General features: G+C 62.4%; 10 protein-coding genes. 8 read left to right on the forward strand and 2 right to left on the reverse strand.

Translation table 11 applies throughout. The features are described 5' to 3' along the window. Nucleotides 1-58 precede the first annotated feature (58 nt). Both WBB95_RS26990 and WBB95_RS26995 read right to left on the reverse strand, forming a co-directional pair. Nucleotides 59-2,185: a TonB-dependent receptor gene (locus WBB95_RS26990; RefSeq protein WP_424490353.1), complete on the reverse strand. Its 2,127-nt coding sequence runs from the start codon at nucleotides 2,183-2,185 to the stop codon at nucleotides 59-61. A 96-nt stretch (nucleotides 2,186-2,281) separates the two neighbouring features. Then, on the reverse strand, nucleotides 2,282-2,671 hold the full coding sequence (locus WBB95_RS26995) for a DUF2946 domain-containing protein (RefSeq protein ID WP_424490354.1): 390 nt from the start codon (nucleotides 2,669-2,671) through the stop codon (nucleotides 2,282-2,284). A 92-nt stretch (nucleotides 2,672-2,763) separates the two neighbouring features. On the opposite strand from WBB95_RS26995, the gene WBB95_RS27000 reads away from it, so the two are divergent. From WBB95_RS27000 to WBB95_RS27035, 8 genes are all read left to right on the forward strand, one after another. Continuing rightward, nucleotides 2,764-3,201 (forward strand): DUF3995 domain-containing protein, encoded by a 438-nt coding sequence (locus tag WBB95_RS27000; protein ID WP_424490355.1) that lies wholly within the window; start codon nucleotides 2,764-2,766, stop codon nucleotides 3,199-3,201. Nucleotides 3,202-3,314: 113 nt separating this feature from the next. After that, complete coding sequence (locus tag WBB95_RS27005) at nucleotides 3,315-4,745, forward strand: amidase (protein WP_424490356.1); 1,431 nt, start codon at nucleotides 3,315-3,317, stop codon at nucleotides 4,743-4,745. 221 nt (nucleotides 4,746-4,966) lie between these two features. Then, nucleotides 4,967-5,725, forward strand: a complete 759-nt coding sequence (locus WBB95_RS27010) for a DeoR/GlpR family DNA-binding transcription regulator (protein ID WP_424490362.1) — start codon at nucleotides 4,967-4,969, stop codon at nucleotides 5,723-5,725. After that, nucleotides 5,703-6,983, forward strand: a complete 1,281-nt coding sequence (locus tag WBB95_RS27015) for a Zn-dependent hydrolase (protein ID WP_424490357.1) — start codon at nucleotides 5,703-5,705, stop codon at nucleotides 6,981-6,983. The genes WBB95_RS27010 and WBB95_RS27015 overlap by 23 nt, the downstream gene beginning before the upstream one ends. An 8-nt stretch (nucleotides 6,984-6,991) precedes the next feature. Further along, the gene (locus WBB95_RS27020; protein ID WP_424490358.1) at nucleotides 6,992-7,948 is read left to right on the forward strand and encodes a phosphotransferase; all 957 of its coding nucleotides are present in this window, start codon (nucleotides 6,992-6,994) and stop codon (nucleotides 7,946-7,948) included. Next, complete coding sequence (locus tag WBB95_RS27025; protein ID WP_424490359.1) at nucleotides 7,945-8,880, forward strand: phosphotransferase; 936 nt, start codon at nucleotides 7,945-7,947, stop codon at nucleotides 8,878-8,880. The genes WBB95_RS27020 and WBB95_RS27025 overlap by 4 nt, the downstream gene beginning before the upstream one ends. A gap of 131 nt (nucleotides 8,881-9,011) precedes the next feature. Continuing rightward, nucleotides 9,012-9,263: a hypothetical protein gene (locus WBB95_RS27030; protein WP_424490360.1), complete on the forward strand. Its 252-nt coding sequence runs from the start codon at nucleotides 9,012-9,014 to the stop codon at nucleotides 9,261-9,263. Continuing rightward, on the forward strand, nucleotides 9,263-10,795 hold the full coding sequence (locus WBB95_RS27035; RefSeq protein ID WP_424490361.1) for a sodium:solute symporter family protein: 1,533 nt from the start codon (nucleotides 9,263-9,265) through the stop codon (nucleotides 10,793-10,795). The genes WBB95_RS27030 and WBB95_RS27035 overlap by 1 nt, the downstream gene beginning before the upstream one ends. The last annotated feature ends 105 nt before the right edge of the window (nucleotides 10,796-10,900 follow it).

Consider the following 10,900-nt stretch of genomic DNA (forward strand, 5'->3'; position numbering starts at 1 on the left):
GCTGACCCACCGTATTCGCGAGCAAGCCCGCTCCCACATTTTTAATTGCATTTCAGGCTTAGAATTTAGTCTGAATCGCCAGCTCAAACGTCCTCGGTGACCCCAGGTAATACGCCGGCGACACATGCGCAAACTCGGCATACACCTCGTTCGTCAGGTTACGCACACGCCCCGTCACCGCGGTGTGCGCGTCGACCTTGTAGCGCAAAAAAGTCCCGAACAGCGTATAGGCCGGCACCGTCTGGGTGTTGGCATTGTCTGCATACACCTGGGCCACATACCGCGCATCCACGCCCCCTTGCCAGTCCTCGGCAAAATCATAGGTCAGCCACAGGTTGCCCACGCGCTTGGGCACGTTGGTCGGCGTATTGCCTTTGCGCGAGACCACGGCGCCGCTGGCGGTTTTCTCGTTGAAGTCGTCGTACTCGGCATCCACCCAGGCGACATTACCTTCGGCCAGCAAGCGCGGGGTGATGCGCAATGAACTGGCCAACTCAATGCCCTTGGACGTTTGCGCGCCCACTGGAATGCTGTTGTTCGGGTCCAGTGGGTCGGTGACGGCGAAGTCCTTACGTTCTATTTTATAGGCGGCGACGGTGGCCGAGCCGCGACCGTCCAGGTAGTCGAACTTGCTGCCCACTTCCCACTGTTTGCCCGTGGACACATCGAACACTTGCGTCGTGGTGGAGGGCTGCTCGGCGGCGGTGCTGTATTGCACATACACATTGGCCGAAGGGATGAACTGGTACGTCAGGCCCACGCGCCCGGTGACCGGCTCCCAACTGCGCTTGAAGTGCCGTGGGTTGGTGGCCGTGACCACGCGATGGTTGGTCACATCGAGGTCGATGGCGTCGTAGCGCAAGCCCGTCAGCAGCGAAAGTTTATCGGTCAGCCCGAGGCGGTTTTCTACAAACAGCGCCTTGGTCGTCACTGCATTGGTCTTGTCCTTGACGAAGCCCGGCTTGGTCCCCGGAATGTCGTAAAAGTGCCCCGGGTTGTAGCTGTTCGGGTCCACCCTGCTGTTGCCCGGGACGTTCAGTGGGTTATTGGTGGTGCTGTTGACCTTGTACTCAAAGCCGCCGGACCAGGTGGTGGAAAGGCCGAAGACGCTGTCGTCATGACGCAGCTCGAACTGGTTGCCGTTCTGTTCACCTTGATGGCGCACCTGATAGGCGGTCGAGCGGTTCACCGCGCTGTTGTCGGCGTTGTACTGGTAAGTCTCCAGGTTGCGGTAATCACGCTGGCTGTCCAAGTGATACAGGGTGTTTTTCAGCGTGGTGCTGTCGTTGATCCGGTAATCGATGATCGAGCGGGCCCAGATCGTGCGCTGTTCATAGCGGCCATCGGCGACGTTGTAGTTGTTGAAGCGATTGTGTTTGTCGATTTTCAACTCACCGGCCTTGGGGTTGAGCACCGGTGTGCCCCAATAGGGGCTGTCTTCATGTTCATCCTGGTATTCCAGCGCCAGGGTGTGGGACAGGTTGGGGGTCAAGTCACTGAGCAGGGAAAATGCCACGCTCCAGGCGTCGCGCTGGTCGCGGTCGATGTAGCTGTGGTTGGTGTTGCGGCTCACATCCAGGCGCGCGTAATGCTGTACCTCGGCACCCGGTTCGGTCAGCGCATGGTTCAGGCCGAAGGCCATGCCGGCCGTGTCGTAGCTGCCATAGGTGAGCTGGCCTTCGGCAGCCTGCTCCTCGCGCGTCGCCAGTTTGGTCACGTAGTTCAGCGAGCCGCCGACCGAGCCTGCGCCGTTGATCAGGGAGGAGGGGCCGCCGACCAGTTCGACCCGGTCGTAGATCCACGCGTCCACCGGCCGCGCCAGGCCGGTGGCGACGCTGATGCCGTTGAACATCTGGGTAATCTGGCTGCTGGTAAAACCGCGATAAGACACAAACCCGCCAAACCCTGGCGGCGCGCTGGCGTTCACGCCCGGCAAGGTGTTGGCGGCGTCGCGGAAAGTCTTGGCGCCGTGGCGCTCGATGTCGTTGCGAGTGGCAATGGCCACCGACGCCGGGGTTTCCCGCACGCTCAAACCCAGGCGCGACGCCATGCCGCTGGACTGGTCCAGGGACAGGCCGGGCTCAGCGGTTTGCTCGCCATCAATGGTGGTGGGAGCCAGCTCGATAGCCCAGCCGAAAACAGGCAGGCAGCCGAACAGGCCCGCCAACAGGGGTAAATGTTTCATGGTTGAATCCTGAAAAACCTGGCTTGAAAACAACGCACAGCCGTCCGTATTCCCCCAAAGGGAAGGGCGGCAGGTGCAGATCAGGGAGCGAAGGAGTCAGGCGAACGCGGGAGGTGCGCGCGGGTTGGCCGTGGGCCAGGTGAAGCGGGCAGGGATGTCAGCGGCCAACACCACGGCCGGCGGCGGCGCGTGGGGTTGCGGCAACACCGCCACATTCAGGCTGGAACTGAGCGCCGGGCCCATGCCGCCGGTGGAACACAGCGGGCAACCGAAGGCCTTTGACAGCGTCGGCAGGTTTTCATCGGTGGTGTTGGTTGACGCGGGCGCCTGGGTGCGCGGGTCCACCGTACAGAATTGACCGCCGATGCCATTGAGCTGCATCCCCAGCATCTGCCCATGGCCGATACTGCACGCGAACACATTGAACAGGACGCAGCAATAGAGCATCCAGGCAATGAGCGAGCGGTCGGCACGGGCGATTTTCATGGGGCGGCACTTTACCATCAGCCGCCGACGAAATGCCTACAAAAAATCTCAGGGCGACTATCCTCATTCGCACATTTCAGGGAGCGCCCGCCATGAGCTTTGTCGTTGCACGGTGGATTGTCGGAATCTTTACCTGCATCAGCATGGTGCATCTTTATTGGGCCGCCGGCGGCAAGCTCGGCAGCCTCGCCGCCATCCCCGAGTTGCCCGGCGAGTTCGCGCGCGGGCCACGGCCGGCGTTCAAACCCTCGGCACTTGGGACCTTTCTGGTCGCGCTGGGGCTGGTGGCGATCGCGTTGCTGGTATGCCTGCGGGCCGGGTTGTATTTCTCGCCCGTGTCCCACGGCGCACTGCAATGGGGCATCAGCGCGATTGCCCTGGTGATGTTTGCCCGGGCCATCGGGGATTCGGAATTGGTCGGGTTTTTCAAGAAGGTCAGCGGGTCGCGGTTTGCCCGCCTGGACACCTGGTTTTACTCGCCGTTGTGCCTGGTGCTGGGCGCCGGGTTGTTGGTGGTGGCGTGGACTTGATGAAGAAATACACAAAAACCACATAACCAACAAATCCAACTTGACAGCTTCGCCCGCTCGGGCGTTTATTGACGTCACCACCGGCCCCTTTCGCAACTGGCCCAGGATACTCAATGAACGCCGATCCTTCGATGTCCACCCTGCCAGGCGTATTCGACGCCGCCGAGGCCATTCGCCAGGGCGTGTGCTCGCCGGTGCAACTGGTCGAGCAAAGCCTGCTCGCCATCGAAACCCACAATCCCACATTGAATGCGTTTGGCGATGTGTACGCCGAGTCCGCGTTGCAGCACGCTCACACGTTGGCTGCGCAAGCCAGGGCAGGGCAGTTGCGCGGGCCGCTGCATGGCGTGCCGTTTGGCATCAAGGACCTGTTTTCCACGGCCGGCCTGCGCACAACGCGCGGCTCATTGACCGGCCTCGACCATGTACCCAGCCAAGACGCGCCGATCATTCGCCGTCTCAAGGACGCGGGAGCAATCATCCTCGGCAAAACCGCCACCACCGAATTTGGCTGGACCGGCGCCAGCACTTCCCGCGTTTTTGGCAATGGTCGCAACCCGTGGAACCCGCAGCTCACCAGCGGTGGTTCGAGCTCTGGCTCGGCGATTGCCGTGGCGGCCCGCATGGTGCCGGGCACGCTGGGCTCCGATGGCGGCGGTTCGGTGCGTATTCCTGCGGCGTTTTGTGGGGTATTCGCGATGAAAGGCACCCTTGGGCGCATCCCGACCTGGCCGTGGTCGGCCACCGAGATGCTCAGCCACGCGGGGCCGATTACCCGCACTGTGCGCGATAGCGCGTTGCTGTTCGACATCCTTTCCGGGCCCGACCCATTGGACCACCAGGCGCTGCCGGCGCTGACCGAATCCTGCCTGGCACGTTGCGACCAGCCGCTGGGGCCGTTGCGCGTTGCCTATTGCCCGACGCTGTTCAACACCCCGGTGGACCCAGTGATTGCCGCCACGGTGGAAGCTGCGGTGTACAACCTGGCGGAGCAGTTGCCGGTCACGGTCACGACAGTGAACCTGGACTGGCAGGACCCGCTTTCCACCTTCGAAACCCTCTGGGTCGGCGGGCGCGGTATTGCCTATGGCAAATCCCTGGCCGACCGCCTCGATCAACTGGACCCAGGCTTTGCCGCGCTGATCAAACGCTCTGCCGAGTACGACCTGGGTGACTACCTCACGGCTGTGCAACAACGTGCGCAGTTCGCCAACCAGGTACATGCCCTGTTTGCCGACTACGACGTACTGCTGATGCCCACCCTGCCGATCCTTCCATTCCCCGCCGACCGTGTCGCCCCCGAAGGCTGGCCGGGCGAGGAGGGCGCGGTGCCCTGGGCGCGTTGGACACCGTTCACTTACCCGTTCAACATCACCGGCAACCCGGCCGCCAGCCTGCCTTGTGGCTTCAGCCCGAACGGCCTGCCGATTGGCTTGCAGGTCGTCGGCCCGCGCTTTGCCGACGCCCAGGTGCTGCAATTCTGCGCTGCCGTGGAAGCCATCGCGCCGTGGGATCAGCACCTGCCGCCGTTGCTCAAACCCTGACCGATTGCACCACGGAGCCGGCTCGACAGAAGCCGGCCCAGGATAAACGCTTTGTATTGCTCTCTGCCCTTTCACACCCTGATGAGTGAGAGGTACCCGTGACCCGATCAATGCCCGTATGCCGCCCTTTGCCCCACGCCGCCGCCGTGTTTGCCGTGCTGCGCCGTGGGCGCCAGGCGCGCAATACTGGCTGCCTGAACTTGCCCTGGAATGCACCTTTTATGCTGAATCAGCCGCGTCTCGATGAAATCATGCTCCTGCTCACGCAACACCAGCGCGTCAAGGCCTCGGACCTGGCGCAAGCCTTGTTCGTCTCCGAAGAAACCATCCGCCGTGACTTCAAACTGCTGGAAGAAGCCGGCAAATTGCGGCGCATTCATGGCGGCGCAATCCTGCCGCGCCTCAACGAAGAACAACCGTTGCAAGTGCGTACCCGCATCAAGGCCCAGGCCAAGACGCGTATGGCCGTCTGCGCGGCCAAATTGGTGAGTGAAGGCATGGTGCTGTTTCTCGACACCGGCACCTCCACCCTGGCGCTGGCCCAGCAACTGATCGGTTTCAGCCAGTTGCGCATCATTACCAACTCGCTGGATATCGCGCAGTTGATCGCCCAGCAAAGCAGCAACCAGGTGCTGGTGGTGCCCGGCGATGTGCGCCGCAATGACAACGCGCTGATCGGCGCCCACACCCTGGAATTCGTCCGCCAGTTTCACTACGACATCGCCTTCATGGGCATCGGCGCGGTGGACCTGGAGCTGGGGTTCATGGACTACCAGGAGCCCGAGGCGCTGTTGCGCCGAGCCCTGACCAAACACAGCCTGCGCAGCGTGATTTTGGCCGACGACGCCAAGTTCGGCCATCGCACGTTTATCAACACGCTGCCCTTCAGCGCCATTACCACCCTGGTCACCAATCGTCCGCCGTCCGACGAGTTTGCGACCTGCCTGGAGCACGCCCATGTCGACATCCTTTACCCCTGAGTGGCTGTCTCCCAGCGCGGCCGACCTCGACACGTTCGAGGCGCTGTTTCGTGACAGCTCCGCCATTGGCGCCACGCCAGCCGGCGGCTTGCACCGCCTGGCCGCGTCGGCCGAAGACGGCGCGGTGCGCGACCTGTTCAGTGACTGGCTGCGTGAGCGCGGTTTTGAGGTGCGGGTCGACGCCATCGGCAACCTGTTCGGGCTGATCACCTTCAACCCCGGCGCGCCTTACGTGCTGTGCGGATCGCACCTGGACAGCCAGCCCAGTGCAGGGCGTTTCGACGGCATTTATGGGGTGCTGGCCGGTGCGGTCGCCATCGACAGCCTGGCGCGGCAACTGCGTGAACGCGGCGAATTACCCGCGTGCAATTTGGCTGTGGTGAGCTGGACCAACGAGGAAGGCGCGCGCTTTCAACCCAGCCTGATCGGCAGCAGCGTCTTCACCGGTGACCTGTCGCTGCAAGACGCCTGGGAGTGCCGCGACGGCGATGGCGTTCGCCTCAAAGACGCGCTGCAAGCCATTGGTTACTTGGGTGATGGGCTGATTGATCTGGACGTGGCGGGTTATGTCGAAATCCATGTTGAGCAGAGTGACGGCCTCGAACGTAACCGCCTGGATATCGGCGTAGTGCGTGAAACCTGGGCGGCGCTGAAGCAGCGGATTCGTTTTGACGGTGAACAGAACCACACCGGCCCCACGCCAATGGCGGCCCGCAAAGACGCCTTGCTCGCGGCGGCCCACGCCATCACCGCCGTGCGCGCAGAGGCGGATGTGCAGGGCTTGGGCTTTCACAGCTCCGTGGGGCGCCTGGAGATCTACCCCAATTCACCCAACGTAGTGCCGTCGCGCGTCACCCTGCATGTGGAATACCGCTCGCCCGACACCGCGTTGCTGGCCATTGCCGGGGAGCGGCTGACCACGCGTCTCAAGGCGGTGGCCGCTGCGACGTCGACGTCCTACGAAGTGGAAAGCCGCGCCTTGCGAGCACCCATCGCGTTACATCACGGGTTTGCCGAATTGGCCTACAGCGTAGGGCAACAACTGGGACTGGCCATTGGCAACAGTGTGACCGTCTCCGGGCACGACGCCATCAGCCTCGGACGTCATTACCCGGCGTGCCTGCTGTTTATCCCGAGCAGCAATGGCGTGTCGCATAACGAAGCGGAGCTGACCCAGGACAAAGACATGCGCACCGGCTTGCACATGCTGACCGCGTTGTTGCACTGCGCATGTTCTACCCCGAACGCTTACCGATGAGTGGCGCCATGTCCAACCGACTGCAAGCCTTGTCCCGCCTGATGGGCGCGCTGGAAACCGCTGGTTTGTCCGCCCACGTGGTGGTCGAGGACGGCACCGCCGGCGTTGCCTCGCCGGTACGCCTGGCGACCGAGTGGACGGGCTTCCACCTCAGTGCTCCCTGGGGCCAGTGTTACGCCAAGGTGTTGCATGACGACATGCGCGCCTTGATCGACATCGAGCGCACGGGCCGTGCCACTCAACTGGCGGCCGATTGCGATGTCACCCCTGGCGTACGCCTGTTGGATGCCGCCGCCGGTGTGCTGCTGTTGGACGCCTTGCCCGCCAGTGAATGGCGCTGGGCACGGCTTGATGAATTGATGCAACCCGAGCGCCTGCAAGCGCTGTGGGCCATGAAGCGCCAACTGCATGCAGGCTTGTCACCGGGCTTCAACCGTTCGCCACTGCAGGATATCCAGCACTTGCGTGAGCTGTGCGCCCGCGATGGCGTGGCGTTGCCCGCCGATCACGGCTGGATCGAGACTTGCATTGATCTGGCCTGGACCGCGCTGCAATTCAATCCCGGCGCCTGGGTGCCGTTGCACGGCGACGGGGTGGCGAGCAACGTGCTGATCGGACCCGGCGGTGCGCTGCAATTGATCGATTTCGACTACGGCGGCTGTTTTGACCCCTGGTATGACGTGGCCGTCAGCCTCAACGAGTTGTACGCCTTTGAAAGCCAGTGGCGCGACGGCATCAAGGCCTGGGCCGGCGAGTGCCGGGAAAGTGATTACGCACGCTGCCGCCTCTATGGGTTGATCAACGATTGGCATTGGACCTTGTGGGGGCTGTGGTTCGGCGCGACGTCGGCGCGGCCCCTGGAGTTTTCCAAGGTCGGGCAATGGACCTTGCTGCGCTGTCGGCAAAGTCTGCAGGACCCACGGTTTGAAAGTTGGCTACGTCAAGTGCAGGAGGGGCAGGCATGAAAGCAATGGGTGAGGGCTCTACGCCCCAGGAGTGCCAGCTGGAGGCAGCGGTACGCGGGGTGCCTGCTTGGGGTGGTTCGGGGATTCGCTACGAGCCGGTCAGTGGGGGAATTTCCAACACCAACTGGCGCGTGGAGGTCAGCGGGCTCGACACCGCGTACTTCTTCAAAGTGCCAGGCGCGGGCACCGAGATGTTTATCGACCGGCGCACGGCCCATGACGCCAGCGTCAAGGCTGCGCAAACCGGCTACGGCGCGCCGGTGTTTGCGTTCCTCGAAGAATTCGGCGTCGAAGTCTTCGAGTTCATGGAGGGCTGGCGGGCCTCCTCAAATCAGGATTTTCTCGACCGCGATGTGCGCCATAACGCGCTGCATGCGCTGAAAGCCTTCAACGACCAGTCGCCACTGTGCCAGACCAAAACCGTGTTCGACATGATCGCCGAGCACCAGCGCCAGGTCGAAGAACTGCACGGCTGTACGCCCGGCGATGATGCCTGGTTGCGCCGTCAGTGCGACCGCGCGCGCGGCGCGTTGCAGGCGTCCGGCATCGACCTGGCGCCGTGCATGAACGACACCCTTGCGGGCAATTTCATGCTCAACGATCGCCGACAGATTCGCCTGGTCGACTTCGAATACGCCTCCAATAACGACCGCCATTACGAGCTGGCGCTGTGGTTCGGCGAGATGTTCTTTACCGACGAAATGGAGCTGGCGCTGATCGAAGATTATTTCGGCCAAGTCACCCCGCAGCGTCTGGCGCGAATCAAATTGCACAAGGCCTTGGCCGACATCAAATGGTCGACCTGGGCGATGGTCCAGCACGCGGTGTCGCAGCTGGATTTCGACTTCTACAAATACGGTGCCTGGAAGCACATGCGCGCGCGCAGCGTGATCAACGATTCGCAATGGGAAACCTGGCTAAGACAGGCCTGAACCTGCGCCAGCACAATAACGACGAATCACCGGCAACCCCTTTGGCGCCCGCTTGCGCTGACGTTTCACTGCTTGATTTTTGATTGATCACATAACAAACCGATCCAGAAATTCAAGGAGCACCCCTCGTCATGAAATCCGATACTGCGCCACCCGCACGCCTGAGAAACCAGATCTTCGGCGCCTACTTTTTCCTGTTGTTGATGCTCGCGTTGTTCCCGCCGTTCTATTTGAGCGTCAGCGGCAGCACCGCCTTGGTCGTGGGCATTCCGCTGCCGATCTTCTACTGGATCGCCATTGCGGTGCTCGCCGCCCTTGGCGTGTGGGCGCTGTATGTCGCCGAGCTCAAGGCCGGTGAAATTCCCGAAGAGGAGGGCGTGTGATGATCAGCACCCTTAGCGATGCCCATCTGTTCATTACGTTCGGCGTGATCGGGCTGTTCCTGGCCGGGATGATCGCCGTGCTCTATGCCACCAACCGCGAGAGCACCAGCTTTTCCGACTACGCCGTCGGCGGGCGCTCCTATGGGCCGTGGTACATCGCCATGTGTTACACCAACTCCTGGTGGCCGGGCTCGACCTTTACCGCATTTTTTGCCCTCAGCGTCGGCGGCGCCTTGGGGTTCTACGGCATGGTCTATTCGACCCTCGGCGTCACCGCCATGTACCTGATGGCCCGCCGCGCCTGGACCTGGGGCAAACGCTTCAACCTGCGCACCCAGCCCGACTTGCTGGGCATGCGCTTCAACAGCCCGGTGGTCAAGCGTGTGGCGTCGATCATCGGCATCATCTCGGTGTTTCCGTGGGTAGTGATGGGCATCCAGGCCCTGGCGATGCTGTTTCAGTTCGCCAGCTTCGGGCGCTGGGGCGTCACCGCCTGCTTGTTCGCCGGCGTGGCGGTGGTGCTGATCCGCCAATACTGGACCGTCAGTATGGGCATGCGCGGGCTGATCATGACCGACATGTACCAGGGCCTGATTGCCTACGTGGTGTGCGCCGGCGTCTGCGTGTTCCTGCTCTTCGGCCACCCGGCGGCATTCACCAACCTGTCGCAACTGCCGGAGAAAATGCTGCTGATCCCCGGCGGCGCCGGCACCGGTTACGGGCCGATGTACATGTTCAGCCTGATCTTCACCGGCGTAATCGGCTCGATGTGCTGGCCGATGAGTTTCCAGCGCATCTACACCGCCAGCGGCGTGCGCTCGGTGAAAAAAGGCACGCTGTACACCATGCTGTTGGTGGGCGGCTTCTACGGCATTCTCATGCTGTTCGCCGCCGCCATCAGCCAAGACCCCAACGTCCTCGCCCACCCACAACAAGGCTGGTTCCTCTCGTTGTTCGACATCGGCGGGCCGTGGTTGCTGGCGCTGGCTATCGTCATCGTGCTGGCAGCGAGCATCGGCCACGTCGACGGCTGCGTACAGGTCTGCGGTACCCAATTCGCCAATGACCTAGCCACCTGGAACACGCCGCGCACCGATCGCCAACTGACCGTACTGGCCAAGGCCGGCATGGTGGTGTTCATCGTCGCCGCTTCCGTACTCGCCTACCTGACGTTCGACTACAGCCGCCTGCAATTGCTGGCGCAGATCTCCTATCAAGGCATCATCCAATTGGCCGTGCCGTTGTTCTTCGGCATCTTCAGCCGCCGAGGCAACAAGGAAGGCGCAATCGCCGGGATGCTCGCCGGGATCGTGGTGGCAATTGTGCTGACCACGCTGTACCCGGACGACATTCCGGCGTTGGGTTCGCTGACCAGCGGGATCGTCGGGCTGGTGGTGAATGCGACGATCTTTGTGGTGTGCGCGGTGGTGATCAAGCCGAGCGCGGTGGAGAGTGCGCGGGTGGATGGGTTGTTTGAGATGGCGGCGGGTGGGGTTAGGGTGCCGGTGGGAGGGGCGGCGGTTATGAGTTGAGGGCTGACCGGGGTTGCTGTTTTGTAGCCCCGGTTTGTTGAGGTGAAACGGTTTCGTGAACAGTGGGTTTTGCGCCCATTATTTCTTCCCAGGTCAATATGGTTT

The sequence above is a fragment of the Pseudomonas sp. genome (assembly GCF_049645325.1).
Classification (GTDB): domain Bacteria; phylum Pseudomonadota; class Gammaproteobacteria; order Pseudomonadales; family Pseudomonadaceae; genus Aquipseudomonas.

What these genes read in the sequence shown, in the direction of transcription:
- WBB95_RS26990 (WP_424490353.1), bottom strand. Translation starts at nt 2,185, where the DNA reads ATGAAACATTTACCCCTGTTGGCGGGCCTGTTCGGCTGCCTGCCTGTT.
- WBB95_RS26995 (WP_424490354.1), bottom strand. Translation starts at nt 2,671, where the DNA reads ATGAAAATCGCCCGTGCCGACCGCTCGCTCATTGCCTGGATGCTCTAT.
- WBB95_RS27000 (WP_424490355.1), top strand. Translation starts at nt 2,764, where the DNA reads ATGAGCTTTGTCGTTGCACGGTGGATTGTCGGAATCTTTACCTGCATC.
- WBB95_RS27005 (WP_424490356.1), top strand. Translation starts at nt 3,315, where the DNA reads ATGAACGCCGATCCTTCGATGTCCACCCTGCCAGGCGTATTCGACGCC.
- WBB95_RS27010 (WP_424490362.1), top strand. Translation starts at nt 4,967, where the DNA reads ATGCTGAATCAGCCGCGTCTCGATGAAATCATGCTCCTGCTCACGCAA.
- WBB95_RS27015 (WP_424490357.1), top strand. Translation starts at nt 5,703, where the DNA reads ATGTCGACATCCTTTACCCCTGAGTGGCTGTCTCCCAGCGCGGCCGAC.
- WBB95_RS27020 (WP_424490358.1), top strand. Translation starts at nt 6,992, where the DNA reads ATGTCCAACCGACTGCAAGCCTTGTCCCGCCTGATGGGCGCGCTGGAA.
- WBB95_RS27025 (WP_424490359.1), top strand. Translation starts at nt 7,945, where the DNA reads ATGAAAGCAATGGGTGAGGGCTCTACGCCCCAGGAGTGCCAGCTGGAG.
- WBB95_RS27030 (WP_424490360.1), top strand. Translation starts at nt 9,012, where the DNA reads ATGAAATCCGATACTGCGCCACCCGCACGCCTGAGAAACCAGATCTTC.
- WBB95_RS27035 (WP_424490361.1), top strand. Translation starts at nt 9,263, where the DNA reads ATGATCAGCACCCTTAGCGATGCCCATCTGTTCATTACGTTCGGCGTG.